Source organism: Sphingobium ummariense RL-3, assembly GCF_000447205.1.
In the GTDB taxonomy this organism is placed as follows: Bacteria; Pseudomonadota; Alphaproteobacteria; order Sphingomonadales; family Sphingomonadaceae; genus Sphingobium; species Sphingobium ummariense.
The window spans coordinates 32,077-58,742 of the sequence record NZ_AUWY01000132.1; the positions used below are offsets into that span (position 1 = coordinate 32,077).

At 59.3% G+C, this 26,666-nt stretch carries 26 protein-coding genes; 17 read left to right on the top strand and 9 right to left on the bottom strand.

Features of this window, described 5'->3' with window-relative positions:
* Positions 1-7: 7 nt before the first annotated feature.
* Genes M529_RS48795 through M529_RS46140 form a run of 9 tightly spaced genes read left to right on the top strand, consistent with a single transcriptional unit; the run spans position 8 to position 7,960 of the window.
* A complete protein-coding gene (locus tag M529_RS48795; protein ID WP_004213216.1) occupies positions 8-328 on the top strand; it encodes a hypothetical protein in 321 nt (106 codons plus the stop codon).
* Positions 329-337: 9 nt separating this feature from the next.
* Positions 338-1,021, top strand: a complete 684-nt coding sequence (locus M529_RS46110) for a virB8 family protein (RefSeq protein WP_004213217.1) — start codon at positions 338-340, stop codon at positions 1,019-1,021.
* Complete coding sequence (locus M529_RS46115; RefSeq protein ID WP_004213222.1) at positions 1,018-1,860, top strand: TrbG/VirB9 family P-type conjugative transfer protein; 843 nt, start codon at positions 1,018-1,020, stop codon at positions 1,858-1,860. Before M529_RS46110 ends, M529_RS46115 begins: the two co-directional genes overlap by 4 nt.
* Before the next feature lies 1 nt (position 1,861).
* A complete protein-coding gene (virB10, locus tag M529_RS46120) occupies positions 1,862-3,130 on the top strand; it encodes a type IV secretion system protein VirB10 (protein ID WP_004213224.1) in 1,269 nt (422 codons plus the stop codon).
* Positions 3,127-4,119, top strand: a complete 993-nt coding sequence (virB11, locus tag M529_RS46125; RefSeq protein WP_004213226.1) for a P-type DNA transfer ATPase VirB11 — start codon at positions 3,127-3,129, stop codon at positions 4,117-4,119. Before virB10 ends, virB11 begins: the two co-directional genes overlap by 4 nt.
* Positions 4,097-6,013 carry a type IV secretory system conjugative DNA transfer family protein gene (locus M529_RS46130; RefSeq protein ID WP_004213227.1) on the top strand — a complete coding sequence of 639 codons (1,917 nt, stop codon included), beginning with the start codon at positions 4,097-4,099 and terminating at the stop codon, positions 6,011-6,013. The genes virB11 and M529_RS46130 overlap by 23 nt, the downstream gene beginning before the upstream one ends.
* Positions 6,003-7,181, top strand: a complete 1,179-nt coding sequence (locus tag M529_RS0125235) for an LPD7 domain-containing protein (RefSeq protein WP_004213228.1) — start codon at positions 6,003-6,005, stop codon at positions 7,179-7,181. Before M529_RS46130 ends, M529_RS0125235 begins: the two co-directional genes overlap by 11 nt.
* A 39-nt stretch (positions 7,182-7,220) precedes the next feature.
* Positions 7,221-7,670: a hypothetical protein gene (locus tag M529_RS46135; RefSeq protein ID WP_004213229.1), complete on the top strand. Its 450-nt coding sequence runs from the start codon at positions 7,221-7,223 to the stop codon at positions 7,668-7,670.
* 59 nt (positions 7,671-7,729) lie between these two features.
* The gene (locus M529_RS46140) at positions 7,730-7,960 is read left to right on the top strand and encodes a hypothetical protein (protein WP_004213230.1); all 231 of its coding nucleotides are present in this window, start codon (positions 7,730-7,732) and stop codon (positions 7,958-7,960) included.
* Positions 7,961-8,019: 59 nt separating this feature from the next.
* Here the strand turns inward: M529_RS46140 and M529_RS46145 are convergent, their stop codons facing one another.
* The 4 genes from M529_RS46145 to M529_RS46160 all read right to left on the bottom strand — a co-directional run bounded on the left by M529_RS46145 (position 8,020) and on the right by M529_RS46160 (position 13,274).
* The gene (locus M529_RS46145; protein ID WP_014072601.1) at positions 8,020-10,989 is read right to left on the bottom strand and encodes a Tn3 family transposase; all 2,970 of its coding nucleotides are present in this window, start codon (positions 10,987-10,989) and stop codon (positions 8,020-8,022) included.
* Positions 10,990-11,080: 91 nt separating this feature from the next.
* Positions 11,081-12,457, bottom strand: coding sequence for a mercury(II) reductase (gene merA, locus M529_RS46150; RefSeq protein ID WP_021222959.1), 1,377 nt, complete (start codon positions 12,455-12,457; stop codon positions 11,081-11,083).
* A 79-nt stretch (positions 12,458-12,536) separates the two neighbouring features.
* Positions 12,537-12,866, bottom strand: coding sequence for a heavy-metal-associated domain-containing protein (locus M529_RS48800; protein WP_004213249.1), 330 nt, complete (start codon positions 12,864-12,866; stop codon positions 12,537-12,539).
* Positions 12,867-12,878: 12 nt separating this feature from the next.
* A complete protein-coding gene (locus M529_RS46160; RefSeq protein WP_014072602.1) occupies positions 12,879-13,274 on the bottom strand; it encodes a mercuric transporter MerT family protein in 396 nt (131 codons plus the stop codon).
* A 76-nt stretch (positions 13,275-13,350) separates the two neighbouring features.
* On the opposite strand from M529_RS46160, the gene M529_RS46165 reads away from it, so the two are divergent.
* Complete coding sequence (locus tag M529_RS46165) at positions 13,351-13,773, top strand: MerR family transcriptional regulator (protein ID WP_014072603.1); 423 nt, start codon at positions 13,351-13,353, stop codon at positions 13,771-13,773.
* A 171-nt stretch (positions 13,774-13,944) separates the two neighbouring features.
* Entirely contained in the window at positions 13,945-14,505 is a 561-nt protein-coding gene (locus M529_RS46170; protein ID WP_021319982.1) for a recombinase family protein, read from the top strand.
* A 15-nt stretch (positions 14,506-14,520) separates the two neighbouring features.
* On the opposite strand, the gene M529_RS46175 is transcribed toward M529_RS46170, so the two are convergent.
* The 5 genes from M529_RS46175 to M529_RS46195 are packed head-to-tail and all read right to left on the bottom strand — an operon-like array spanning position 14,521 to position 20,141.
* Positions 14,521-14,826 (bottom strand): hypothetical protein, encoded by a 306-nt coding sequence (locus tag M529_RS46175; RefSeq protein WP_021319983.1) that lies wholly within the window; start codon positions 14,824-14,826, stop codon positions 14,521-14,523.
* Entirely contained in the window at positions 14,823-16,061 is a 1,239-nt protein-coding gene (locus tag M529_RS46180) for a tetratricopeptide repeat protein (RefSeq protein WP_021319984.1), read from the bottom strand. Before M529_RS46180 ends, M529_RS46175 begins: the two co-directional genes overlap by 4 nt.
* Entirely contained in the window at positions 16,061-18,265 is a 2,205-nt protein-coding gene (locus M529_RS46185; protein WP_040601332.1) for a GumC family protein, read from the bottom strand. The genes M529_RS46180 and M529_RS46185 overlap by 1 nt, the downstream gene beginning before the upstream one ends.
* 13 nt (positions 18,266-18,278) lie before the next feature.
* Positions 18,279-18,989: a polysaccharide biosynthesis/export family protein gene (locus tag M529_RS46190; RefSeq protein WP_021319986.1), complete on the bottom strand. Its 711-nt coding sequence runs from the start codon at positions 18,987-18,989 to the stop codon at positions 18,279-18,281.
* A 51-nt stretch (positions 18,990-19,040) separates the two neighbouring features.
* Positions 19,041-20,141, bottom strand: coding sequence for an O-antigen ligase family protein (locus tag M529_RS46195; protein ID WP_161626385.1), 1,101 nt, complete (start codon positions 20,139-20,141; stop codon positions 19,041-19,043).
* 712 nt (positions 20,142-20,853) lie between these two features.
* Here M529_RS46195 and M529_RS46200 point away from each other — a divergent pair.
* The 6 genes from M529_RS46200 to istB all read left to right on the top strand — a co-directional run bounded on the left by M529_RS46200 (position 20,854) and on the right by istB (position 26,543).
* The gene (locus M529_RS46200; RefSeq protein ID WP_040601335.1) at positions 20,854-21,687 is read left to right on the top strand and encodes an IS5 family transposase; all 834 of its coding nucleotides are present in this window, start codon (positions 20,854-20,856) and stop codon (positions 21,685-21,687) included.
* Between the two features lie 99 nt (positions 21,688-21,786).
* A complete protein-coding gene (locus tag M529_RS46205) occupies positions 21,787-22,620 on the top strand; it encodes an IS5 family transposase (RefSeq protein WP_040601335.1) in 834 nt (277 codons plus the stop codon).
* 180 nt (positions 22,621-22,800) lie between these two features.
* Entirely contained in the window at positions 22,801-24,042 is a 1,242-nt protein-coding gene (locus M529_RS48805; protein WP_084491343.1) for a sugar transferase, read from the top strand.
* A gap of 3 nt (positions 24,043-24,045) precedes the next feature.
* The gene (locus tag M529_RS50650; RefSeq protein ID WP_021319990.1) at positions 24,046-24,168 is read left to right on the top strand and encodes a hypothetical protein; all 123 of its coding nucleotides are present in this window, start codon (positions 24,046-24,048) and stop codon (positions 24,166-24,168) included.
* A 117-nt stretch (positions 24,169-24,285) separates the two neighbouring features.
* Complete coding sequence (gene istA / locus M529_RS46210) at positions 24,286-25,779, top strand: IS21 family transposase (protein ID WP_031294232.1); 1,494 nt, start codon at positions 24,286-24,288, stop codon at positions 25,777-25,779.
* Positions 25,776-26,543, top strand: coding sequence for an IS21-like element ISSsp5 family helper ATPase IstB (gene istB, locus M529_RS46215; RefSeq protein ID WP_007686288.1), 768 nt, complete (start codon positions 25,776-25,778; stop codon positions 26,541-26,543). Before istA ends, istB begins: the two co-directional genes overlap by 4 nt.
* The last annotated feature ends 123 nt before the right edge of the window (positions 26,544-26,666 follow it).

A 26,666-nucleotide genomic window follows, 5' to 3' on the forward strand; every position in this document is an offset into this window, starting at 1 on the left:
AACGAATATGCGCAAGTTGCTTGGACTCGGAATCTGCCTGGCGCTGGCGGCCTGCGCAGGTCAGCCCGTCAAAAAGCCAGCCAAATGTGAGGGGCCGATGCGGCCTGCAAATCCGCATGGGCTTACCCTCCCCACAATCCCGGATCAGGCCGCACAGCGAACCGCGCCGGCAAATGTGGACGTGTTCAATCAGGGTGCACCGGCAACGCCGGACGCGGCCCCGGCAGACCCCTCCACTCCGGGCAATGAACAGTCGGACGCATCGCGGGCGGTCGAAGTGCCGCGTCTAAGCGCCTCGCTGCGCGGCCCGATCTACTCGAATTGCTGAGGTGTTACGATGGCAGTTGGTATTCCAAAGGACGAGCTGAAAGCCTATTTTGAAGAGGCTGCAAGCTGGGAACGTGACAAGCTTGCGGCGGCCGAGCGCTCCAAAAAGCTGGCGTGGGTCGTCGCTGGCGTTGCTGGCGCCCTGGCGACTGCTGGCGTTGTGGCCGTTGCAGCCCTGACGCCTCTAAAAACGGTCGAGCCATATGTTATCACGGTGGACCGTAACACGGGCGAGGCGTCGATCGCCGCCAAGCTCCACGGTGACGCGACGATCACCTATGACGAGGCGGTCCGTAAGTATTTCCTCGCTACCTATGTCCGCTATCGCGAAGGCTGGATAGCGGCCGCTCGCGAAGAATATTTCGATGCGGTCATGGTCATGTCGGCGCGGCCCGAACAGGATCGGTGGTCACGCTTCTACAAGACCGACAATCCCCAAAGTCCGCAAAACATCCTTGCGAACCGCACTGATGTTTTTGTCGAAATCAAGCGGGTGTCGTTCCTGGGCGGCAACGTCGCGCAGGTCTATTTCACTAAGGAATCTGTGACCGGCTCGAACTCGACCAAAACCGATGCCGTCGCGACCATCAAATACAAGGTCGATGGCACGCCGAGCAAGGAAGTGGACCGCTTCAAGAATCCGCTTGGCTATCAGGTCGAGAGCTATCGCGCTGACGTGGAGGTGCCCCAATGACCGTGTTGAAGTGGAGCGCCCCGTTTGCGCTCGCGATCGCGCTAGCTGCGTCGCCGGCGATGGCCGAAGAAACGCCTCATGCGACGGTGCTCGATCACCGGGTTCGTGAAGCGAACTACAATGATCGGCAAGTCTATGAGATTCCGGGTGTATTCCGCATCGCCACGGAAATCGTCTTCGCCAAGGATGAAGTAGTCGAGCATGTGGCGTTGGGCGATACCGTGTCTTGGGAAGTCGCACCGGCTGCCAATTCGCTTTTCATCAAACCGCGCGAGCGCGCGGGTCGCACGAACCTGACAGTCATAACCCGTTCACGCTACGGCCCGCGCAGCTACCGCTTCGCTCTGTCGCCAACGCAGCGCGGCAGCGGCTTCTATACGGTCGTTTTCCGCTATCCTGAACAGGAAGCGGCCGAGGCGCAGGCGCAAGCCGCAATGGCCCAGCTGGCCCAGCTGAAAGCCTTGGAACGCGGCGCGGTGAAGTCCGCGCTCGATATTGGCGTGCTGGAAGGCACACGCAACGCCGATTACATCATGCAAGGATCGACGGCCATCCAGCCCTCCGAAGTGTCTGACAATGGACAGTTCACCGTGATGCGCTTCCCCAACCAGCGTGAATTGCCGGCGTTCTTCGTCGTCAATCCTGATGGATCGGAAGCCATCGCCTCCTTCGATGTGCGCGATGAATATGTGGTGCTGCACGGGGTTTACAGGACAATCCGGCTGCGCCGGGGCCTCGAAGTGCTCTGCATCCACAATCAGAAAACCGACTATTACGGGCGCGATCCCAAAACTGACACGGCCTCTGGCCTAGTCGAGCGAACCACGGGGGTTCAATAAAATGGCTGCGAACGATCATGACAACGCGCCGCATGGCGACAACATCATCTCGCAGGGCGAGACGGTCGAAAACCGGCCCCTCGCGTCTGAGCCGGTGCCCGATCCCGAAGATATTGAGCGGCAAAGCGAGCGCCAGGCGAAGATTGCCGCTCTGCCGAACAGGTCGATCGACCCCAAAAAGGCGGTCGTTCTCGCGGCGGTTGCCTGCGGCGCGATCGTTCTCGGTTTCAGCACAATCGACGCGATGCGGAGCGATCCAACCGAAAAGGCCGAGAAAGCGGAAAAGCCGGATGAAAGGCAGCTCGCCAACTACGATCCCAAGTCGATCATAGCGCCCACGCTTGCCGATGCGCCAAATGATCCGAACGCGCCGGTGCCCATGACGGAAGTGCCGGCGCTTGATGGAAGCCAAGCGCCCCGCACGGGCGGCGCGAATGGCCGCCCCCAAAAGTCTGAGGGGCAAGTCATCGCTGAGGCCCAACGCCGCGCCGGGATCATGGCTTATGGTGGCGAAAACGGCGGCGGGGTCGGTGGAGCGGTGGCAGCTGCCACCGGCCTGCCCATGGGCGGCGGCACAGGAGCACAGGGCGCGCAGTTGATTGGTGCGTCGGCCGATGGTGATGGGCAAGGTGGATCGCGCCGGACAAATCTCGAAAACATGCGCCAAACCTCGCAAATTGATCGGGTGTCAGGCCGCGACATTGGCAACCGCGATATGCTGATCCTCGCAGGGTCGTTCATTCCGTGCGTGCTGCAAACGGCGATGGATTCCAGTCAGCCCGGATATGTCAGCTGCATCATTCCCCGCGACATTTATTCGGACAACGGCCGCGTCGTCCTGCTGGAAAAGGGAACGCGCGTCTTGGGCGAATATCAAACCGGCGTCCAGCGCGGCAAATATCGTCTCTTTGCGGTATGGAACCGCGCGGTTACGCCTCGCGGCGTGGCGATCGACGTAGGTTCGCCCGCCAGCGACGCGCTTGGCCGTTCAGGTATGGCAGGCGGCGTGAAGAACTTCTTTTGGGAACGCTTCGGGGCCGCGCTGTTGTTCAGCTCGCTCAACGATGCCGCCTCGATCGCCGCCTCGGAAGTCTCCGACGCCGATAATGTCACGCGGGTTCCCAGCCAAGCGTCGGACACGATCTTGCGGGACACGATGCAGATTCAGCCGGTGCTTCGCATCAATCAGGGCGCGGAAGTGGGGATTATGGTCGCTCGCGACTTCGATTTCTCCAACATCTACGGCCTGCGGCTGAGGCGCGGCCAGTGAGCAATACGGCTGTCCTCGAAAACGCCCTGCTGCCGCTGCGTCCTCTTCTTGCGCGTGAGGACGTAACGGAGCTGGTGATTAACAAGGCTGGCGAAGCGGCGATTGAAACGCGCAATGGATGGTCCTGGGAGACATTGCCTGACCTCAATGAAAAGTCGCTGCTCGCGCTCGCGCGGGCAGCGGCGGCTTTCACGCATCAGGACATAAGCCAGTCCACGCCGATCTGCTCCACAATCCTCCCCAGCGGTGAGCGCGTGCAGCTGGTTGTGCCGCCTGCTGTCCCTGCCGGCACCGTGTCCATCACCATCCGCAAACCGTCATCGGTGACGTTGACGATGGAGGACTTCGAGCGCGGTGGGCTGTTTAGCGAGACAAAGATCGCAACTAGGCAAGTCTCGCCGCTCGATGTTGAATTGCGCGATCTGCTCGACGCAGGAAAGCACGTCGAATTTTTCCAAAAGGCGGTCCAAGGCCGCAAGAATATCCTGATTTCGGGCGCTACCGGCTCGGGAAAGACGACGCTCTCTAAAGGGCTGATCCAGCTCATTCCGCCGCATGAGCGGCTGCTGACGATCGAAGACACGCGCGAATTGGTCGTTCCGCATCGCAACGTGGTCCACATGCTCTACGCGAAGGACAAGCAGGGCACCGCGAAAATCTCTGCAAAGGATCTTCTGGAATCGGCCCTGCGTATGCGGCCTGACCGGATACTGTTGCAGGAGCTGCGCGACGGCACCGCGTTCTTCTATCTCCGCAACGTCAACTCAGGCCATCCCGGCTCGATCACGACGATCCATGCGGACTCGGCCGAACTCGCGTTCGAACAGCTGACATTGCTGGTCAAGGAAAGCGAGGGCGGCGCCGATCTGGCCCGTGACGACATTCGCAGCCTGCTCAAGCTGCTGGTTGATGTGGTCGTGCAGACCAAGAAGGTCGAAGGCCGCTTTCGCGTGACGGAGATATATTTTGATCCAGAAAACAGGCTCTAACAGGCTCGCACTGGCCCTCGTCCTCCTTCCGATCACGCTCCTGCTGATCGGCCTGCTGACCGGCACGGTGGCGTGGTTCTTCCTTAAGATGCCCGCCGCGGCTTATGATCCGCTCACGCTCCCCGGCTTCTTCTGGTATTACCGGCATGATCCTGTCGTGACCGAAGCGCTTTGGCGAGGCGCGGTCATAGGCGTGCCGTTGCCGGTGTTGCTCATGGCGATCGTCCTGCGGCCGAAAAAGAACCTTCACGGTGAAGCTCGTTTCGCGCGCGAAGGTGAAATCCGCAAGGCGGGCCTTCGCGCGAAAAAGGGCATTGTGCTCGGCCGCTTCCGCAATGGCTTTTTCCGCAACGGCTTTCTCATGGTGGGTAAGATGGAGCATGTATTGCTCGAAGCCCCTACCGGATCGGGCAAGGGCGTCGGCATCGTCATTCCCAATCTGTTGCAATGGCCGGATTCGGTTGTCGTGCTCGATATTAAGCGTGAGAACTACGAAATCACGGCGGGTTTCCGCCGCAAAGGCGGCCAAAAGGTTGTCCTGTTCAACCCTACGGACAGGGAAGGCCGCACGGCCCGCTACAACCCGCTCAGCTACATCAACAGGTCCGACCCGATTGAGGTTCTGGTCGAATTGCAGAAGATCGCCACGATGCTCTTCGTGCCTCCGGAAAAGGGCGAGGCGTTCTGGACGGAATCAGCCCGCACGGCATTTGTCGGCATTGCATCGTGGATCGCGGCCAAGCCTGAACGTCCCTTCTCGTTTGGCGAGATCTACCGGACCATCACGATGCCAGGGATGAAGGCATTCTTCGCCAAGGAAGCCGGCGATGGTGCGCTATCGGAAGGGTGCCGCGCTGCGTTGAGCGATTTTACGTCCAGCGCTGACAACACATTCACCGGCATTATCCAGACCGTCACCTCCAAGCTCAATCTCTGGATCAATCCGATTGTCGATCGCGCGACTGCCGAAAGCGACTTTTCCCTGACGGACCTTCGCCGCATCCCGACCTCGATCTATCTCGGCGTTTCGCCGGATGAACTCGATAGGGTCGCGCCGCTCTACAATCTGTTTTTCCAACAGCTGATCGACCTCAACACGCGGCAACTGCCCGACGATAGCGAAAAGCTGTCCGTGCTGCTCATTCTGGACGAATTTGCGCGGCTCGGCCGCGCCCAGGTCATTGCAAATGCGTTCTCCTATGTGCGCGGCTATGGGCTTCGTCTGCTTCCCGTCATCCAGTCACGCTCCCAGCTGCGAAATGTCTATGGGGAGCATGGCGCGGACGAAATCGTATCAAACTGCGGGGTCGAAATTGCCTTCACGCCCAAGGAACTGCGGGTCGCAAAGGAACTGTCCGAACGCCTCGGTTATCTCGGTCAGGATGCGGAAAGCCGGTCCCTGACGATACATGGATTGCTCGCCAATCGAAGCAAGACAATCTCCGAACAGCGGCGCGCACTGATGCTCCCTCAAGAGCTGATGCAGCTGCCCGAAGACGATATTCTCGTCATCCGGGGCGGTATCCCCGTCATTCGCGGGAAGAAAATTCGCTACTTCAAGGATGCCGTGTTCCGCTCGCGCTTGACGCCTGCGCCGAAAGTGCCGGCGCTGCCCAAGCCGATCGCCCCGATCGCGACCATCGATGATCTGAGCGATGAAGAGCTGGCGGCTTTCAACGATTATTCCGCACTGGCCGATGACCAGGTGCAGGACATTCCCGAAGACGTTCTCGCCCTCGATCGCGACATGCCGAACCTGACAGTGAAGGACGGCAGCATGGCTTTCGATGAAATCGACTTCGACGACATTATTGGTCCCGACCCGACAAAAGAGGAGTGGGAAGGCCAGCGCCGGGATCTAGTTCTAAGTGAAGGAGAAGAATATGGCCGATGATGACACAAGCCAGCGCGGTGCATCTGAGCCACGCCCTTTCGAAGTTCGCGGCGGACCGGGGAACAGCAAACAGTCGTTCGCTACTCTTCCCGATGCGATGCAGGCTTACGTCAAGGCGGACAATGGCGATCATTCGCTGACGATGCAGAAAGGTGGCAAAACTGCTTGGCTAGCATCCACGGACTGGCAGAACGATGGCTCAACGCCGGTGGGGCAATACTTAAGCCCTGCTATTAGGGACTATCATAGCGCCGTAAAACGCGGGGCGCCTGCCGCTGAATTGGAGCCCCGCGAGCGCGCCGCGCTGGCCGATGTTGAGGCTTGGCCTCGGACGGTAAAGCGCGAAGCGGCACCATCGGCCCCGGCCGACAAGGCGCTGAATATTGTTGAGGGCGAACGGTCGAAGGCGGAAAAATCAGAGCCTGCGCCCTCCCGCGCCGACGCTCCGTCGAAGACGGCGAACCAAGACAAGAAGGTCGAGGATACAACCTTGGCCCTTCCGGCGCAGATCGAACGCAAATATCTGCGCGTAGGCGACGATCTGTTTCGGAGCGGCCGCGATGAAAAGCCCGATATGTCGATCAAGGGACAAGATGGCATTCGGATCAACAAGGACCATGCGATTGGCGATGCGGTCGCCATTGCGAAGCATAATGGCTGGCAGTCGATCCGTGTTCATGGCAGCGATGATTTCAAGAAGGCGGTCTATCTGGAAGCCGCCCGCGCCGGTGTCGCCGTCAAAGACTTCGAGCCTTCTCCCCAGCTGAAGCTTGAGGGAGAAAGACTGGCGGCGCGTGACAAGGCGCGCGAAGCTCAAGACCCTACGAAAAGAGCGAGCATGGCAAAGCAAGACCCTACCGAGTCTCGCGCAGCGGCCGAGCAATTCCGCCGTAACTCCCACCGCGAGAATGCGACCGATCCGCAATTCAAGGCCGCGCAGTCGCACGTCCTGGCGGCCTCAATCGAAGCTAAAACGCGCTTTCCCAAAAAGGAGGATCAGGCGCGCTACATCGAGAACGCGAAGGAAACGGTGGCCAAGCGGATTGAGAACGGCGGACCGATTCCTGCGGCCCGTTTCGAGCAACAGCGCCAGAACGAGGCTACCCGCATAGCGCGCGAGGATTTGACGCTTCGCCAGCAGGAGCGGAAGCCGTCCCGCTCGCGCTAAGTGCATGGCACATGCCTTTTGGAAACAGGAAACCGCACGATGAACATTCCCCGGTCTGATCCGGTGCCATCGAGAGGCGTGTCCGATCTCGATCGTCACATTGAAACCTTGCTTCGCGTGATTCATTCCAGAAACCTCGCTTGGTCTGATCTAAGCGAAGTGGGTAAACAGGTGGAACGCCCTCTGACGGACGTTGAGCAATTGCTTACAAATGTGGGCGACGACGCCCATGAAATCACCCTTGCTACCGAGACGATCATAACAGCTCTCAAGCTGCAACGTGATGCGCTCGCGATCCAAAGCTCTCGCCGTAGAACACGCTTCGGCTCGATGCTTCTGCTCTTGATCCCCGTGTTCTTCGTAGGTTTGATGATTGGCACATCATACGGGATAGATGAAGGTCGGGCGCGGGAGCGTGAAGCCTTAAAGTATCCGGTCCTACCCCAGCTGTCCGTAGATCGTGACAGGCTCAAAACTGACGGAAGGTAGAGCGGTGGCAGCTGCCACCGCTTGCGATCTCTTGATGGGCTATGGCTTCATGAGGCACGATGAAGAAATCTGACAGGGCAAAGAAACATACCGCCAAGGTAATCGAGGCGGCTGCACGCGCCCATGAAGCTCTCGACTATTTCAGCGGCAACGTCACAAATCCGTTCGATGAGCTAACATGGCCCAGCATTGCCGAAGGTTATCTTCTAGTCGCGCAGAAGGCGGTATCAGACGCCTTGGTCGCTTTGGAACGTGCAAACAGCGTTGGTTGGACCAAGCACGGCAAGTAGGCGTCACCTCAAGGTTTGTTCGCCAGACAACGATTTCTCGGACATAAGCGGAACATGGGCTACGCTACACGCTTCAACCGCGCCATTGGCTCGTTGAGTGGGTGGAATTCACCTGCTGGAAGTCGCCTGGCCTGCTCCCAGAGGTAATCGCCGGTCAGACTGATGTGCGCCCAGCCCATCGGAGAAAGGTGCGCAAGCAGTGCCGCATCGAACGTCGTGCCGACAGCGTTGAGGTGCTGGGCGGCCCGGTCGAGATAGACCGTGTTCCAGTAGGAAATCGCCGCAATCAGCAGGTTCAGCCCAGATGCGCGAAATTCCTGATTTTCCAGCGAGCGATCGGTGAACCGACCCTGCCGGTTGGTATAGATGGCGGCGGCAAGCGTGTGCCTCGCCTCGCCTTTGTTGAGACCGGCCTGACAGGCACGTCGCAGTTCCGGTTGTTCAAGCCAATCGAGCGTGAACAAAGTGCGCTCGATACGGCCCAGTTCAGCCAATGCAAAATCCAGCCTGTTCTGGCGTTTGTAGGCGGCAAGTTTTCGCAAGATTACTGACGGCGCCACCGTGCCATCCTTGATTGAGGCGACAATCCTGACGATGTCATCCCAATCGGCCTCGATCGCTGCCGTTTTGATGGTGCGGCCCATCAGATTTTCGATGCCCTTGTATGTCGATGGCGCAGCGATCGAACCCAGCTTGCGGTCGCCAATATCGCGCAGCCGGGGCGCGAAGCGGAACCCGAGTAGGTGGCAGAGTGCGAAAACATGATCGGTGGCGCCGCCGGTATCGGTATAGTGCTCATGCAACGGAAGGTTGCCGGCGCCCAGGACAAGCCCGTCGAGCACGTAAGGCGCTTCACCTGCCGTCGCGGACATGATCCGTGATCCGAATGATGCGAAGTGATCGGAAAGGTGAGAATAGATTTTCACGCCAGGTTCGGCGCCATATTTGGCATTGACGTCCGCCGCCCCTGAACGGCTCCGCCCCGACCGGAAGAACTGGCCATCGGACGACGAACTGGTGCCAGCGCCCCAATGCCGCGCGAAGGGTAATTCGTGATGGGCTGAGATGATCATGGCCAGCGCGGCCTGATAGTTCTCGGGTGAAAGATACCAGTTGTGGGTCCATGCGAGTTGGGCATAGCTGACGCCTTCGCTGGCATTGGCCATCCGCTCCAGCCCGAGGTTGGTGCCATCAGCCAGAATTGCGGCGAGTACCGTGCTGGGGTTGTCGTGCTCCTTGCCTGAGCGCAGGTCACGGAATGCGTTCAAAAAACCAGTGCGTTCGGCGACTTCAAGCAGCAGCTCGGTGATGCGCACGCGGGGAAGCAGGGTATCGAGCTTGCGATCGAGGGCTTCAGCTTCCGGTGGGGTGACAGGCGGCATTTGCTGAAGCTTGAGCCGGTCTCGTTCGAGCGACACTCCCTCAAGCTTGTTTGTTTTCAACTGCTTGGCAAATCGGCGCAGCCGCCAGTCAAGATTTCGTGCCCGGTCAGCGAGGTAGGATGCAGCATTTGAATCGAACGGAAGCACATCCGCCACTTTGGCGGCGTCGCGCCGACCCAGCAAATAGGCATCGAAGCGCTGATAGTTGCGGGTTCCCTCGATCCATACATCACCGGCGCGCAAACGATCACGCAAGGTTGCCATGATCGCAATTTCATAACGTCGGCGGTCGATACGGCCGCTTTCGGTGATGAGACGCTTCCACTGCCGATTGGGGAATGGCAGTGGAACGCCATCGGGAAGGTCGCGCGACTTTCGTGTGTTCGCATCGCGAATGACATCGATGGCTTTGATCAGTGCCGTCCCTGTTCCAGACGCCTTGAAGGTGAAGGCGTCCAGAAATGCCGGGCTGAAACGCCGTAGCGTGGCGTAACGCTCGGTTGCCGTTACCAGTGCGTCCTCGCCGGCAAGATCAGCAAGGGCATCTACTTGGGCCTTTGCCGCAACAAGCCGGTGCCAGCCCACCGCTTCGTCAATCAATTCGAGCGGATCGCCGCCATTCTGGACAGCCTCATCAAGTGCTGTAATCGTGGCGCCAAACAGCCGCATGAGTTGCCCCACCGACTGAATACTATCTTGGTAGCGACGCTCGCGCCCACGCCGCGCGCGCGTGAACATGCCGCCGATAAGTCGGTCAAACATTTGGATCGCGGCATCGGCAAGTCTGGCCTCAAGGTCGATCACTGCGGCCGTCAACGTCGCCCGCCTGCGATTGACGCTGTAATCCGAAAGCAGGAATGCCGGTGCCACGCCGCCCTCGCGGACAAATTGGGCAAAGCGGAATTCCGGAATGGCGCCCCCAACTACCGGGTGGATACCTATGCCGCGAACATAGCGCAGGCGCTCAAGCAAGCCATTGATATTGGCCGCAGTCGGGGCTTCTTCGAAATTACGCAACCACGCCAGCGGTGTCATGCCGAAATCCGGGTTGTTGATTACGAGTTCGTCTAGCCGTGTCAGTTCAGCAGAGCTGAGGCCTTCGACGATTGCGGCTGCGGCAGCTTTGCGTGCGCGTGCCCGGCCAGCAAGACCGGCGCGTTCCAGTGTGTCGCCTGACGGAAGAATGAACCGCTCACCCTTCAGGCCAACCATGAGGGCGCGAACAATCGGTTCACCTCTGTCTGTATACTCGGCGGCTTGCGCGGCAAGATTCAGGGCAAGTGCCAGGTCGCCGCGTCGAAACGGGCGTATGCCAAGATAACGCGCCACGAGATCGGCATGATCGGTACGGGTTTGCGCGCGCTGACCATATGCAGAGAAGGAGGAAGGATCGACGAATAACTGTGCCGCGAGGTACTGAAGAATGACGTCGGGAAGCCCGATCTCGGGTTGCAGACCAAAGCCGGGATGTCGCATCAAAGCGATTTGTGCAGCCAGACCGAGGCGATTTGCTGGACCATAGCGGCGCCCAACCAATTCAACATCTTCCGCAGAAAGGGTATAATGCCCAATGATCGCGGTTTCTTGGACAGGAGGATCGAACAGGCGCCGGCGCTCGTCTCCGGTCAGAAGTCGGCGTCGTGCCATTTTGCTCTCCCGCTGAGGCGAATAACAAAATTGACACCAAAGCGGCTTGCACTGGAGGGAGGCCATTCGTTGCCGGTTGATCCCCGAGCAATCACCCGGCGCAGCAAGACAGTTTGGCGACATCCTTATCAAACGTTTGGGCCGCCAGTTTGAGGCCTTCCACAGTGGTCAGGTAAGGAAATATCGTTGCACCCAATTCCAGGGTGGTCATGCCGTGTTTGATCGCCAGCACCAGTGTCTGGATCGAATCCGCGCCTTCGGGTGCCATGATCTGGCCGCCCAGCAAACGGTCGTTCGCCTTGTCGGCAATCAGTTTGATGAGACCCCGCGTATCGCGTGCTGCCAGTGCCCTTGGCACAGCATCGAGCGGGAGCAGCGAAACCTTGATGTCCAGGCCTTGCGCCCGTGCTGTCGTTTCAGTGAGGCCGGCGCTGGCGACTTGCGGGTCGGTGAAGACGACGGATGGCATGGAGGAATTGTCGTAGCGGTATTGGTTGCCCGTCACCGCGTTGCGCGCGGCCAGTTTTGCGCCATAGGCGGCCATGTAGACGAACTGGTCCCGTCCCGTTACATCGCCCGCCGCGTAAATGCCTGGAACCGACGTTTCGAGGTGGTCATCGACGACGATTCCACCATTACGGGCAAGCACTATGCCGCGCTCCTCCAGCCCAAGCCCGTCGCTATTGGGTCGGCGTCCGGTGGCGATGAGCACCTGTTCCGCCGCGACGGTGTCACAATGCCCCTCGCAGGTCAATTCGACCCCGCTCTGTGTTTGGGCGATACGCTGATAGCCGACACCTGCGCAAACCCGCACGCCCTCGGCTTCCAAATAGTTTTTCAGCGCGGCACTCACTTCCGGGTCCATTTCGGGGAGCAGGCGGCTTCGGCAGCAGATGGTGACATCAACGCCCAGACGCGAAAACATCTGTCCCAGTTCTACCCCGATCACCCCGCCACCGATCACCAGCAGCGATTTGGGCAAGCGATCCAGCGCCAGCGCCGATGTGCTGGTTAGGTAGGGCACGCTGTCCATCCCCGGAATCGGCGGCACGGCGGCGTGCGCACCCATCGCCAATATGACCTTGCCGACCTTCATGGGCGCATCGCCGACAATCAGCGCACCATCGGCAAAGCGTGCCTTGCCCTCGATATAGCTCACACCGTCATAGGCGGGCAGCAGATCGACATATTTTTTTTGGCGCAGCGTCGTGACAAGATCGTCCTTCGACGCCGCCAATACGGACCAGTCATCCATCTGGACAGCGCCCCCAAGGCCGGGAAAGCGCGCGGCGGCAAGCCCACCATGCACCGCTTCGGCGGCGCGGATCAGCGTCTTGGAAGGAACGCAGCCAACATTGACACAGGTGCCGCCAATCGTGCCGTGACCGACGAGCGCCACTTTCGCGCCCAGATCGGCAGCGGCGATCGCGGCGGAGAACCCGGCAGAACCCGCGCCGATGACGGCCACGTCAAATCCTTCCTGCCCGGGGCGGTTGCAACAGTCGTTCATTGCTTATCGCTTTCTTGAGGCGCTGGCGGCGCCCCGCTCAGTTTTGAATAGCGCGCGCCGGATAACCCGCGTTGGTTGATGCAGCGGCAATCGCAGCAGCATTGGTGCGGCGCGGGTTATAGGTTGCGCGCGCGGTCTTGGCTGCGAAATCGACCGTGACCGCCGTTACCCCGGCGACGCCTTCCATCGCCTTCTTCACGGTGATCGGGCAGGTGGCGCAGGTCATGTTCTCTATGGCAAAGGTGGTTTGCTTCTGAGCGGTTGCGGTAGCCGCGGGGCGATCTTGCGCCGTGCCACTAACTGCATAGGCGACCCCGCCGCCAGCCATAGCCAGCACGGCCATAGCGATACATACTGTCTTTTTCATGGGTATTTCCTTTCAATAGAACCAGGGTGCCCACCAGTCGATGGTGAGCGCCAGGATGGCGACGGCAAGGCCCAGCCACAGCACCGCCTTGGTGGTCCAAGCCGATTGTGGACGAGCGCAGTAGGAACCGTCTTCACAGGGCGGTTTCGGCTTGAAATAGACATGCCAGAAGCCGTAGCCGAGCAGCGCGAGCGTTACGCCTGCGACATAGGGCTTGTAAGGTTCGAGCGCCGTCAGGTTGGCGATCCACGCGCCGGAAATTCCGAGCATAACCAACAGTAGCGGGACGACGCAGCAAGCCGAGGCGAGCCCCGCGCCGATCAATGCGCCCGCCGCAACCCAGTTTGCCTGCTTCGGCTCGTGGTTTTCGGTGAGGGCTGGCTGTCCCGCTTCCGGCGTTGAGACCATGGCTTGAATCCCTTGTTCCAACTGAGTGATTCGCAGTGTAGGCTCTGTAGCCACTACAGACTCAAGAGGTATTTTCATGGAGCAACAGGTCGGCATCTTGCGTGCCCAGCTTGCCCGGAAAACAGGCTGCAATCTCGAAACCATCCGCTATTACGAGAAGGTGGGATTGCTGCCGGGGCCGCCTCGCAGTTCCAACGGCTACCGCGTCTATTCGCCGGAACTGGTGCAAAGGTTGCAGTTCATCCTGCGCGCGCGCGACCTTGGCTATGCAATGGATGAGATACGGTCATTGTTGTCGCTCACCGATACCGGTGCACAAACCTGCGCGGAGGTTATGGCGAGAACCGAACTCCACCTTGAAGATGTCCGCCGCCGCATTGCAGATTTGCAGAAGATAGAGGTGACGCTGGCGACCACGTTAGCCAGATGCACTGGAGATGACGTTGCCGAATGTCCCATCCTGGAAGCACTCCAGTTTTTACCCCATCAAGGCAATTGACGCCATCTTTGAGGGATTTGATTTTGTGATGTCAGCTTGGAGTATAGCCTATCCGGACGTCAGGCAGGCGATCCAAAATATGTCAGCTAAGAGCCGTGTTAGGATATTCTTGACATGTGGTGACCAACATCTAAGGCCTTAACCTGACAGATCGGGCATCAGGGGGGTAAAATGAAGGGGCAGAGGATTGGCTATGTCCGGGTCAGCGCCTTTGAACAGAATGTTGACCGCCAGTTGGACGGCATTGTTCTCGACCGAGTCTTTACCGACCGCGCCTCAGGCAAGGATGTTGGCCGCCCGCAGCTCGACGCGATGCTCTCCTTCATTCGCGAGGGCGACACACTGGTCGTCCACAGCATGGACCGCCTCGCGCGCAATCTCGATGACCTGCGCAAGCTTGTCCAGTCGCTCACCCGTCAAGGCATCCGCATTGAGTTCGTCAAGGAAAGCCTCTCCTTCACCGGCGAGGATTCACCGATGGCCAATCTCATGCTCTCGGTCATGGGCGCGTTCGCCGAGTTCGAGCGTGCCCTGATCCGCGAACGCCAACGCGAAGGCATTGCGCTTGCTAAACAGCGCGGGGCCTATCGTGGGCGGCGCAAGATGCTTTCGAAGGAGCTCGTGGCCGAATTGGTGCGTCGCGTGGGTGACGGCGAGAAGAAGTCGGTAATTGCCCGCGACATGGGAATCAGTCGGGAAACGCTTTATCAATATTTACGGGCGGTGGGCTAACCTTGAGACCGGTTTTTACTGCTCCGGTTGTCCGCGCGTGATCTGTTCAGCTGCAACCTCGAAAGGGGATGTCGTATTGGCGGTGGGATTGTAGGAGCGGTCAATCCGATTGCGGATGCGGTTCTGCACCCGATTGGTGACACGATTGCTGATGCGGCCCATCGGTTCGGCCTGGATGCTAGCGGCGGTCTGGCGCTGCCCCACCTGTCCCACGGCAGAGTCTGCGACTTGCCCGGGACGCGGCGTCTCTTGCGCCTGTGTGGGAGAGGCGACCAGTGGCAGGGCGGCCGCGGTGCCAATGATGAACGCAGAAAATCTCATGAGGCGGTCCTTGCAGGGCGGATCTGGATGCGGTCAATCTGTCCCGACACGCCGCCAATATCGTCGGACGACCGCGCGACCAGCGTTAGCATCTGTACCGGGCAATCTGCGGGCACCCTGAGACTGCCTCGGAAACGGCCACTCGCCTGCGACGAATTGGGCAGTTCCACTCTTCCAACCTCACCGCCTGTCTGGCAGCGCAGCGCCCAATAGGGTCGCGAACGCGCGGGCTGATTGATCCCGACACTCCGCCCTTCCAGCACATAATCTCCCGGCGGCAGCATCTGGAGTTGTTGCAGCAGCGGGCCGCCATTGCCCATCGACACAGTGAAATCGAACAGGCCGTTGGTGGCATCGGGCAGGATCGCGGTCGATACGCCGAGACCGTTAACTGCCACCCAGTCAAACGCGCTGCGCGCCTCGAGTAGGATTCTGAAAGCGGGGTCGCGCGACTGACGCGGATCGCTGCCAGCGTGAGTGACGGCATAATAGGCCCAGGCCTCATCGAACAGCTTGGCTGCCAGTAACTGGTTGATGAGCGACACGCCCGCAGCTTCTGGCACGGGAACGCGTGCTGCCTGCAAGGCGCGGAAGAAGGCGGCGCTTGCCGCTGGGTCAGGTTCGTTCCGTGCAGTATGATATATGAATTTGGTGCCCCAGATGGGTTGTCCGACTAGGGTTTTGACCAGCTCTGCGCGGATCGACGGGTCGGACAGCGCAGAGGTCAGCACGGGAAAAAGGAGCTCGGGCGCGTTCTTCTTGGTACGTAGCGCGATATCATAATGCCGAAGTGCGCCGGAAATGTCATCCTGCGCCACAGCCAGCTCGATCGCCATCAACTGCGTGCGCAGGTCGCGCCGCGACAGTCTTTGCGAATAGGCAAGCAGACGCTCACCCCCCTCTTGGTCGCCGTGCGCAAGGGCATCGGTGGCAAGCGTCGCCACCGCTTCGACGGCGGTCGGATCATGCCGCAGCGCATTGCGCGCGAGGGTGACCGCACGGGTCCGATCCGCTTCGCTCGCATCCGGACGATAAAGCGCCTGCGAAAGGCGCCCCGCTATGCGTCCATTATTTGGCGCCAGCGCATAGGCTTCCTCGATCCGGCTGTCGGGTAACACCAGCGCTAGCGACTGTATGACCGAAAAATAGCCAATCCAGCTGACGACCCCGGCCAGAACGAGGCGAATACCCCATTCGCGCGATGAAGGTCGCGGCTGGGAGGGCTTATCCTTCATCAGGCGGCGTCGGTCTTTGCCTTGCGGCCATAGCGGTAGCCATATTCATAACCATAGCCATAACCGTAATGCGCCTTTTTGGCGTCGAACTTGGTCAGTACGCTGCCGATGATGCGGACGTTGGCAGTGATGAGGCGGCCGAGCGCCTCCTTCACTAGGCCGGTGCGGATGCCATGGGATTCAACGGCATAGACGACGCCCTCGACCTTGGTGGCGATAAGCGGTGCATCGGCGAGGCCCATGACCGGTGGGGAGTCGATGATGACATGATCGTAGCTTTCCAGCAGTCGTGCGATGAGCTGCGAGAGACGATTGCCGGTCAGCAGTTCCGCCGCGTTGGGCGGAAGTGGTCCAGCCGACATTGCGGTGAAGCCCAATTCCTCCATCGGGAAGGTCAGGCTGTCGATGTTGTCTTCGCCGGTCAGATAGTTACTGAGACCCCGATCATGCCTAACGCCGCCCAGATGATGGATCGACGGATTGCGCATGTCGCCATCGATGAGGATGATCCGTTTGCCGCCGCGTGCTAGCGTCGTGGCGAGTGCAAGACAGGTAGTCGATTTGCCTTCCGTCGGCCGCGTTGAGGTGACGGAGAAGGAGCGCGGAACGCCGTGTTCGGTGGAGAAAGCGAGATTAGTCTGCACCGTCAGATAGGCATCGACAAGATCGGACTTGCGATCGAGCAGGATGTCCTTGGGTGCCTCTTCGATCTTGGGGATCGAGCCGAGCAGCGGCAAGCCAAGCTCGCGCTTGGCTTGCGCCGGGTCGGTGATGCCTTCGTCAATCTGTTCAAGGCCAAAGGCTAGCGCTGCGCCAATACCCAAGCCCGCCAATAGGGCGATGGCGAGGTTGATTAGCAATTTCGGGCTTGAAGGCGTTTTGGGAGTCTGCGCCGGATCGACGACTGAGACGTTGTTAACGCCAACACCGCCCGCGACGCCGATTTCCTTGAAGCGCTGGAGCAGGCCATCATAGAGTGCCTGGTTGGTATCCACTTCCTGCTGATAGATATTATATTGGATGCTGCGACGACGGAGGTCGAGATAATCGCCTTTAAGTTGCTCGACCTTGGCTTGCAGTGCCTGTTCCTGTTCCTGCGTCCGCCGGTAATCGGCGAGCAGCGATGAGGTCACGCGTCCTTCTTCGCTTGCGATACTGCGGTCGAGCTGGATGATCTGCGCCTGAATGGCTTGGGCAGCGGGATAGCCCGGCTCGAACTGCGTCATCAGCCGCCGATATTCGGCCGCCAGTTCGGCGCGGCGTTGGCGCAGGCTGTTGATCGCAGAATTACTCAACGCTTCCGCTGACGCGCCGGCCCGCCCATTTTGTTGATAGCGCGCCTGCGCTTCGATACGATTTGCGGTCGCTTGCGCTAGTGCGGCATTGATAGCGGCCAGATCGTCGACGACGATCGAGCGTTCCGAACCGGACTGCCCATTGTTCGATTGAGAGGGCAGATTGATGATCTTGGCGAAAGAGGCATAGTTGACCAGTTGACGTTGCGATTCATCGAGCCGTTGCTTCAGCTGTGCGAGCTGCTTCTGGAGAAGATCGCGACCATAAGAGGTAGCCTGGATTTTGCGTTCCAGATTGGTCTGGATGAAATTCTCTGCCCATGTGTTGGCGACCGAGGCCGAAAAAACCGGGTCGGGGCTGGTGAATTTGATCTCGACCAACCGGGACATGCGCGTCGGACTGATGCTGAGATGCTTGCGCAATATTTCGCCGGCAACACGCTGCCGCGTGGCGCGGCTCGATGCAGGATATCGACCATTGGCAAGGGTGAAGGCCGGATCATCGCTCTTGAAATCGAACATCCCGAAGAAATTCTGGGATTCCGTCAACTTGAGCTGCGTCGCTACGCGTTCGGAAAGCGCACGCGATTGCAGCAAGCCATATTGCGTCTGGTAAAATTCCTGGTCGGCAATGCCGGCGTCGCGCTCGACCCCCTGAAGATCTGTGACCTTGTCCGCCTCACGCGAGATTTCTATCGTCGAGGATGCCGTATATTGCGGCGTCATCAGCAAGGTGGCGATCAGGCCGATAAGGAAGCATATCGCGACCGCGCCAATGATCACATAGCGCCAGCGCATGGCGATACGCAAATATTGGCGCAATAAGGGAGGGGAAGTGTTCTCCGATTGTGCCTGCAGCAAAGCTGCTGCGGCCACGTGGCTGCCTGGGATTAAAGCACTATCGGTCATATGGCTGTAAGCCTCAACGCAGGACTGCGACAAGGGGTGCCGCGAGTAGAGGTGCTAGAGAAACGACATCTCGAAAAAGACGACGTTGCGGAGAATCTCCGATGATGACAACATCATTGGCATAGACTGGAGGATCGGCATAGGCGCCACGACGGATCGCGCTGATATCGTAGAGACCCGCCATCCGTTGATTATCGACGGTACGCAGGATCACCACCTGTTCCTGTTTTGCAAATTCCGACAGGCCTTTTGCCGAAGCGATGACGCGCATCAGTGTCATCTGATTGGTGACCGGATAAAGACCCGGTTCCTTTACCTCGCCATCGACCGTCACGACCTGACTGACTGAACTCTTGATGTTGATAGTCACTTGGGGGTGGCGGACATAACGCCCCTGTAATGCGTCTTCGATTGCATTAGCCAACTCTTCGGCGGTCTTGTTGCGCGCATCGATGGCGCCCACCAGCGGCATCGAGATGCGTCCGCTCGCGTCCACCTGCATCTCGCGGCTAAGTTCGGGCACATTGAAGATGTCGACATATATCGTGTCGAGCGGGCCGATCAGCGCAGGTCGATCGGCTGCTGCCAGATCGCTGCGATTGGGCGCGGGCAGGCCCTGACTATCAGGAATGACGGTCAGTTGCGCGCTGGATTGTGGCGGCGGTGTTGACGCGCAGCCGGCAAGGCCTGCCGCCATGATGATCGAAACAATAAATTTGCGCATGCGCCCATATCTTCCCGCTGAAGAGATTTTCGCCTTAGATGCTGATCGCAATCAGGTAAAGTCGGCCGTCATCGACGCTGTCCTATTTTGGCAGAGCCAAGACGCGCCGATGACGATTATCGCCATCATCATCGGCGTGCGCACCGGATAGTCGAAGGCGCTTGCGACAAGGATGAGAAATAATATGGCCGCCCCTAATTTGGGCAGGACAGAATGTCTTCCATTTGCCCGCCAGGCGCTCACGCTCGCCATTCCATACCATATGATTGCAACGAGCAGGAGCAGGAGCGCAGGCAAGCCGCCATCGAGCACGATCTCCAGAAAATCATTATGGGCATGATTGAAATAGGTCGGCTTTAGCAACTGAAACGGCTCATGCAGGCGAAATACCGGATCGAAACCGCCAAAACCCGCGCCGGCGGGGAAATATGCGGCGATCATCGACAGCACCGTCGGCAGGCCGCGCGTGCGCATATCCTGGCCGGGGTCGATCTCGAACGCGCGACGCACGGCTTCTGCCCTGTCGGCTGCGATGCTCACGAGTATGAAAAGGGCGATGACGCTGACGATCGCCGCGATCAGCGTCGGGAACACCCAGCGCGGTGCTCCGTGCAAGGCGCGGCGGACGTCATGCCAGCACAGGGCGAGGCCCAGCGCCAGTGCCAGCAGTCCGGTCAGGATACCTGCGCGCGATCCGGTTGCCAGGATGGTGAGCGCAAAGAGCGTCATTAGAGCCAGCGCGACCGGCGCGCGCCATCCTGGGCTCTGCTTTCCGGCAAAGGCCCATACAGGCGCGATCAGGCAGCCCATGGCCAGGAACAATGCAAAATGATTGCGATTGGCGAATGTGCCGCCCACGCTGCCTCTTGAGTCATTGATGAACGGATTGTCGATGATGAAGCCGGAGAACTGGAGTAGTCCGACCAGCATCGAAAAGAATATAGCCCCGAGCATGATCGCCGGAAGCCATGCCCTCTCCTCCTGCGGTATCGCACTGACGAGATAAAGGATGGCAACCGGCACGATCAGGGAAGAAGCCGCGTTGATCGTCGTGGAGGGAGCGAGAGACCAAGGACGCCATGCTTCCTGGCTTAAGGGCGCGCTGAGCAGGAATTCCCGGCCCGGCAGCGCTGCCCAGAGGCTGGGGGGCAAGGGCACAAGCTGCAGCAGGACTAGCAGCACTGTCGCCAGCAGCAGCCAGAAAACCGGCCCCGCGCTTCTGCCAATGGGCCGCACGCCGCACAGGATCGCCAGAACCAGTATCAGCCACGTCGCGGTGCGGGTAACGACCTGACCCGTGACATCGGCATGCGACGCACCGCCCGCAACGCATAAGGCGCTTAGCAGCAACAGGAACAGCGCAAGAGCCGGACTACAGCGATAGACGAGGGCGGGGTGGGAGGGCATTTGGTAAATACTCTTTGCTTGTGCATTGATTCTTTCAGAGCCACCACTATGGTTGCGCAGCGCAGATCACACTGCCAGTAGAAATCATAGTGGATGACAACGCATTCTAATTTTGTTCAGTTAACGCGCGGTGGCAGGAATGTCATTGTAGATAATATATAATTAAAGGAGATATTAGATGCGATATTTTGATCGTATCTAAGAGCCTTCTCTGATTGGGTCCCTTTGGGTCAAGCTGCTTCCTCGATTACGTGATCGTTCCCATGGATCACTCGCTTCTCTCCGCGGTCGGCGCAAGGCCGCCGCATAATGGGGTCATGGAGAGCAAGGCGTCTCAATCTGTTTCGCGACCTTCAGCTGGGCTGAGGTTCCGGACTCTAAGAGCCCGATCCAAAAGTTGTTGAGCAATACCAGCATGTTATGATTCACGCCGTCCTTGCGAGAGATGGAGTGATCAATGGCATGGACTGGCATTGCTCGAGATGAGCATAGCCGCAAAGGACTGCGGTATCCAAGCGACATGACGGACAGAGAGTGGGCGCTGGTGGCACCGTTCATTCCTCCGGCAAAGCACGGCGGTCGGCGTCGCAGCACGAATATGCGTGAAGTGGCCAACGCGTTGCTCTACCTGGCCTCGGCCGGATGTGCCTGGCGCCTGCTGCCCAAGTGCTTTCCACCGGTCTCGACGGTCCGGCGCTATTTCTACGCCTGGCGTAACGCGGGATTGTTTGAGGTGATGAACACGCTGCTGGTCATGAACCTGCGAGAGATCGAGGGGCGCGAAGCCTCTCCCAGTGCGGGCATCATCGATAGCCAGAGCGTGAAAACGACCGAGAGCGGCGGTCCGAGTGGGTATGACGCAGGCAAGAAAGTCAAAGGTCGAAAGCGTCATATCCTGACCGACACCTCCGGCTTTCTGATCTCCATCCTCGTGCACACCGCCGATACTCAGGACCGGGATGGCGCCGTCGACGTGCTCAAAAGGATTTGCCAGCGCTTCCCTTGGCTGCGCCATATCTTCGCCGATGGTGGCTACGCCGGTGACAAGCTCAGAACGGCACTCGCCAAAGCCGGGAACTGGGTGATCGAGATCATCAAACGATCTGATCAAGCCAAGGGCTTTGAAGTCCTCCCGCGCCGCTGGGTCGTCGAGCGCACCTTCGCCTGGCTGGGACGGTGTCGCCGCCTCGCAAAGGACTGGGAAGCGACCATCGCCTCTTCAACCGCCTGGACTATGATCGCTTCTATCCGCATGCTCATCCGCAGAACCGCAAGGTATTGCTACGCCTGAGAAACTTTTGAATCGGGCTCTAAGAGCCCGATCCAAAAGTTGTTGAGCAATACCAGCATGTTATGATTCACGCCGTCCTTGCGAGAGATGGAGTGATCAATGGCATGGACTGGCATTGCTCGAGATGAGCATAGCCGCAAAGGACTGCGGTATCCAAGCGACATGACGGACAGAGAGTGGGCGCTGGTGGCACCGTTCATTCCTCCGGCAAAGCACGGCGGTCGGCGTCGCAGCACGAATATGCGTGAAGTGGCCAACGCGTTGCTCTACCTGGCCTCGGCCGGATGTGCCTGGCGCCTGCTGCCCAAGTGCTTTCCACCGGTCTCGACGGTCCGGCGCTATTTCTACGCCTGGCGTAACGCGGGATTGTTTGAGGTGATGAACACGCTGCTGGTCATGAACCTGCGAGAGATCGAGGGGCGCGAAGCCTCTCCCAGTGCGGGCATCATCGATAGCCAGAGCGTGAAAACGACCGAGAGCGGCGGTCCGAGTGGGTATGACGCAGGCAAGAAAGTCAAAGGTCGAAAGCGTCATATCCTGACCGACACCTCCGGCTTTCTGATCTCCATCCTCGTGCACACCGCCGATACTCAGGACCGGGATGGCGCCGTCGACGTGCTCAAAAGGATTTGCCAGCGCTTCCCTTGGCTGCGCCATATCTTCGCCGATGGTGGCTACGCCGGTGACAAGCTCAGAACGGCACTCGCCAAAGCCGGGAACTGGGTGATCGAGATCATCAAACGATCTGATCAAGCCAAGGGCTTTGAAGTCCTCCCGCGCCGCTGGGTCGTCGAGCGCACCTTCGCCTGGCTGGGACGGTGTCGCCGCCTCGCAAAGGACTGGGAAGCGACCATCGCCTCTTCAACCGCCTGGACTATGATCGCTTCTATCCGCATGCTCATCCGCAGAACCGCAAGGTATTGCTACGCCTGAGAAACTTTTGAATCGGGCTCTAATGCACGTTGCGATATAAAATTCGATGTCAGTAAATTCTTCATAACCATATCGCGGAATGCGACAGTAGCATATACAGAAAGTGCGTTGACAAAAATGCGTCGTACTGGTTGACGCGCCAATCATTTCCACTGCAAAAATACCACAAAAAATTCTTTTATGGCTATCGTTTCACCTAATCTCTACGATTTTATCGTAACAGGCGCGTCAGGCAACGTTGGCCGACATCTCGTCCCCATTCTGGCGGAAAGGGGTGGCAGGGTATTGGCGGTCGGCCGCGACGCTGTTGCGCTGCGGGCGCTTTATGCACATTCTGCTGGTGTAGATACAACTGACTATGAAGGTTTGAGAGGTCATTCCATCTGCGACACGCTGATCCATCTGGCGGTTCACAATAATGACAAAGGAGGCTCGCTGGCGGACTTCTTCGCCGTCAACGTCGATTTCGCGCTTCGTATCGCCCGTGAGTTCGTGCGGATGAACGGAAAGCGCTTTCTGAATATCTCATCGGTCCTATCGCTCGATGGCAATGATGAATGTCATTACGCAGTCAGTAAGGCGATAGGGAGCAAGAAACTCTGCGAGGAGATCGGCGAACGTCTCGACAATATCCATATTGGCTATTTTCACGACCAAGGCTATTTCGGAGAAAAACTCTATATTCTTCAGCGTTTCGGTTCGAAGATCGGCGGGGCGTTGTTTGCTCTCATTAAAATATTGAAGCCCGCCACTTCAGCGCAAAGCTTGGCCGATTATGCCTTGGGACCGGCCCATGATCTGCCGTCGCCCGGAATATTAACCGACGATCTTTCGACTTCGCTTCTCTATCGCGTGATCACGCGAACGATGGACCTGGGCGTCGCGATCGGAATTCTGCTGTTCCTGTTTCCGGTTTTCGTCGTGCTTTGGGTTGCAATCCGTCTGGATAGCCCTGGCCCGGTGATCTTTGCGCAAGAGCGCGTTGGTGCGAGGCAAACCCCCTTTACGCTGTACAAGTTCCGCACCATGAAACGCGACACTGTCTCGGCAGGAACACATGAGGTCAGCGCAAGCGCCGTGACGAAAACCGGCGCTTTTCTTCGCCGCACGAAGCTTGATGAACTGCCGCAGGCGTTCAACTTGCTGCGTGGAGACATGACTCTTGTCGGTCCCCGTCCCTGTCTTTTTTCACAAACGGAGTTGGTAAATGCGCGCAAGGCGCTGGGTATCTACGAAATGAAGCCTGGCATCACGGGTTATGCCCAAATCCGTGAAATCGACATGAGTCAACCGAGCAAGCTTGCACAAAGCGATCATCGCTACAAGAAGCTGCGTTCACTACTGCTCGACATCCACATTATCATCGCGACGGCCCTAGGGAGGGGCGCTGGGGATCGTGTCGCGACAGCGGACGAGGCGTAACCGATGAAATCCGCCGATAAGACCATTCTTTTCTTCGTGGGCGATGCCCCCTTTTTCGTGTCGCATCGGCTGAACCTAGTTAGAGGAGCGCTGGCTGAAGGCTATCGCGTCACCGTGGCCTGCTGAGAACGGCGGAGCAATATTCGACCACGGTAGCGGCGGGATAGTCCTGCTGCGGGCGGCGTAAAAGTCGTCCACCTTGAAGCCTTTCTGCCGAGTCAGGGAGGTGTGGGGATCTACAGCGTGGAACTTTATCTTCAGGTCCGTCTGGCTTGCGCGGATGGCATGAGCCAACGGGCGGCGGCGAAGCGTTTCAATGTGTCGCGCGATACGGTACGCAAGATGCTGTCGTTTTCATCGCCGCCGGGTTACCGGCGCCAGTCCGTACCGCAGCGCCCGAAGCTGGACGGGTTTGTGGCGATCATTGATGGATGGCTTGAGGGTGACCGCAGTGTCCCGCGCAAGCAACGCCATACGGCGAAGCGGGTATTCGACCGTTTGCGCACCGAGCATGGTTTCACCGGCGGCTATACGATCATCAAGGATTACATCCGGGAGCGCGAACAGCGCAGCCGGGAGATGTTCGTGCCGCTGGCGCACCCTGCGGGAGATGCGCAGGCCGATTTCGGGGAAGCGCTGGTGGAGATCGGCGGGGTGGAGCAGAAGGCCTACTTCTTCGCGCTCGATCTGCCGCACAGTGATGCCTGCTATGTGCGGGCCTATCCGGCGGCGGTGGCGGAGGCCTGGGTGGACGGACACGTGCATGCCTTCGCGTTTTTCGGCGCGGTACCGCGCTCGATCGTCTATGACAACGATCGCTGCCTTGTGGCGAAGATCCTGCCCGACGGCACGCGGCAGCGTGCAACATTGTTCAGCGCTTTCCTGTCACATTACGTGATCCGCGACCGCTATGCTCGCCCGGGCAAGGGGAACGAGAAGGGCAATGTGGAGGGGCTGGTAGGCTATTGCCGGCGCAACTTCATGGTGCCGATCCCGAAGTTCCCGACCTGGGAGGCGTTCAACCTGTGGCTGGAGGAGCAATGCCGCGAGCGCCAGCAGGACAAGGTGCGCGGGCAGAGCGAGACGATCGGTGAGCGGCTGCAGCGCGATCTTGCCGCCATGCAGCCTCTGCCCGCTACACCCTTCGAGGCCTGCGATCAGAAAGGCGGGCGGGTCTCCTCGCAATCCCTGGTGCGCTACAGGACCAACGATTATTCGGTTCCGGTGGCCTGGGGCCATCAGGAGGTCTGGATCAGGGCCTATGTCGATGAGGTGGTGATCGGCTGCCGCAGCGAAGTCATCGCCCGTCATCCTCGTTGCTATGCCCGCGAGGAGGTTGCCTTCGACCCGCTCCATTATCTCCCGCTGATCGAGCAGAAGATCAACGCATTCGACCAGGCTGCGCCTTTGCAGGGCTGGGACCTGCCCGAAGCGTTCACGACACTGCAGCGGTTGATGGAAGGGCGCATGCACAAACATGGCAAGCGCGAATATGTGCAGGTACTGCGCCTGCTGGAAACGTTCACCCTCGCCGATCTCCAGGCGGCGGTCGAACAGGCCATCGATCTTGGCGCCATCGGCTTCGATGCCGTCAAGCACCTCGTCCTGTGCCGGATCGAACGCGTACCGCCCAGGCTGGACCTGGACGTCTATCCCTTCCTGCCACGCACCACGGTCGAGAAGACCTTTGCCAGAGCCTATCTGAGCCTGCTCTCCGACCGGCAGGAGGCCGCATGAGCGATCAGGCCCCGGAGATCCTTCTCGCTCACCATCTCAAGGCGCTCAAGCTGCCTACGTGCCTGCGTGAGCATCACAAGCTCGCGCGGCAATGTGCCGCTGAAGGCGTCGATCATATCCGCTTCCTCGCCCGCCTCGTCGAGATGGAAATGATCGACAGGGAGCGTCGCATGGTCGAGCGGCGCATCAAGGCCGCGCGCTTCCCCGCCGTCAAAAGCCTCGACAGCTTCGACTTCGCCGCCATCCCCAGGCTCAACAAGATGCAGGTGCTCGAGATGGCGCGCTGCGAGTGGATCGAGCGGCGTGAGAACGCCATCGCTCTGGGGCCATCAGGCACCGGAAAGACGCACGTAGCGTTGGGGCTCGGACTGGCAGCATGCCAGAAAGGACTGTCGGTGGGCTTCACCACCGCGGCAGCGCTGGTCAGCGAAATGATGGAGGCCCGCGACGAGCGCCGTCTTCTGCGCTTCCAGAAGCAGATGGCCGGATACAAGCTGCTCATCATCGACGAACTGGGCTTTGTGCCGCTCTCCAAGACCGGCGCCGAACTGTTGTTCGAGCTGATCTCCCAGCGTTACGAACGCGGCTCCACCTTCATCACCAGCAACCTGCCCTTCGACGAATGGACCGAAACCTTCGGATCTGAGCGTCTCACAGGCGCGCTCCTCGATCGCCTGACCCATCACGTCAGCATCCTCGAGATGAACGGCGAAAGCTATCGCCTCGCGCACAGCCGGGCCCGCAAGGCCAAAACCAGACCCTGAAAATTACACCAATGCCGGGGGGAGTGGCCCTCGGGCTACGCCCTCACGCCACTACCCCCGGCATGTAACACGATGGCCTGGTTTTACGCCGCCGAATGGCCGACTTTTGCTCCGCCGTTGACA

What these genes read in the sequence shown, in the direction of transcription:
- M529_RS48795 (WP_004213216.1), top strand. Translation starts at nt 8, where the DNA reads ATGCGCAAGTTGCTTGGACTCGGAATCTGCCTGGCGCTGGCGGCCTGC.
- M529_RS46110 (WP_004213217.1), top strand. Translation starts at nt 338, where the DNA reads ATGGCAGTTGGTATTCCAAAGGACGAGCTGAAAGCCTATTTTGAAGAG.
- M529_RS46115 (WP_004213222.1), top strand. Translation starts at nt 1,018, where the DNA reads ATGACCGTGTTGAAGTGGAGCGCCCCGTTTGCGCTCGCGATCGCGCTA.
- virB10 (WP_004213224.1), top strand. Translation starts at nt 1,862, where the DNA reads ATGGCTGCGAACGATCATGACAACGCGCCGCATGGCGACAACATCATC.
- M529_RS0125235 (WP_004213228.1), top strand. Translation starts at nt 6,003, where the DNA reads ATGGCCGATGATGACACAAGCCAGCGCGGTGCATCTGAGCCACGCCCT.
- M529_RS46135 (WP_004213229.1), top strand. Translation starts at nt 7,221, where the DNA reads ATGAACATTCCCCGGTCTGATCCGGTGCCATCGAGAGGCGTGTCCGAT.
- M529_RS46140 (WP_004213230.1), top strand. Translation starts at nt 7,730, where the DNA reads ATGAAGAAATCTGACAGGGCAAAGAAACATACCGCCAAGGTAATCGAG.
- M529_RS46145 (WP_014072601.1), bottom strand. Translation starts at nt 10,989, where the DNA reads ATGGCACGACGCCGACTTCTGACCGGAGACGAGCGCCGGCGCCTGTTC.
- M529_RS48800 (WP_004213249.1), bottom strand. Translation starts at nt 12,866, where the DNA reads ATGAAAAAGACAGTATGTATCGCTATGGCCGTGCTGGCTATGGCTGGC.
- M529_RS46160 (WP_014072602.1), bottom strand. Translation starts at nt 13,274, where the DNA reads ATGGTCTCAACGCCGGAAGCGGGACAGCCAGCCCTCACCGAAAACCAC.
- M529_RS46165 (WP_014072603.1), top strand. Translation starts at nt 13,351, where the DNA reads ATGGAGCAACAGGTCGGCATCTTGCGTGCCCAGCTTGCCCGGAAAACA.
- M529_RS46170 (WP_021319982.1), top strand. Translation starts at nt 13,945, where the DNA reads ATGAAGGGGCAGAGGATTGGCTATGTCCGGGTCAGCGCCTTTGAACAG.
- M529_RS46175 (WP_021319983.1), bottom strand. Translation starts at nt 14,826, where the DNA reads ATGAGATTTTCTGCGTTCATCATTGGCACCGCGGCCGCCCTGCCACTG.
- M529_RS46180 (WP_021319984.1), bottom strand. Translation starts at nt 16,061, where the DNA reads ATGAAGGATAAGCCCTCCCAGCCGCGACCTTCATCGCGCGAATGGGGT.
- M529_RS46185 (WP_040601332.1), bottom strand. Translation starts at nt 18,265, where the DNA reads ATGACCGATAGTGCTTTAATCCCAGGCAGCCACGTGGCCGCAGCAGCT.
- M529_RS46190 (WP_021319986.1), bottom strand. Translation starts at nt 18,989, where the DNA reads ATGCGCAAATTTATTGTTTCGATCATCATGGCGGCAGGCCTTGCCGGC.
- M529_RS46200 (WP_040601335.1), top strand. Translation starts at nt 20,854, where the DNA reads ATGGCATGGACTGGCATTGCTCGAGATGAGCATAGCCGCAAAGGACTG.
- M529_RS46205 (WP_040601335.1), top strand. Translation starts at nt 21,787, where the DNA reads ATGGCATGGACTGGCATTGCTCGAGATGAGCATAGCCGCAAAGGACTG.
- M529_RS48805 (WP_084491343.1), top strand. Translation starts at nt 22,801, where the DNA reads ATGGCTATCGTTTCACCTAATCTCTACGATTTTATCGTAACAGGCGCG.
- M529_RS50650 (WP_021319990.1), top strand. Translation starts at nt 24,046, where the DNA reads ATGAAATCCGCCGATAAGACCATTCTTTTCTTCGTGGGCGATGCCCCC.
- istB (WP_007686288.1), top strand. Translation starts at nt 25,776, where the DNA reads ATGAGCGATCAGGCCCCGGAGATCCTTCTCGCTCACCATCTCAAGGCG.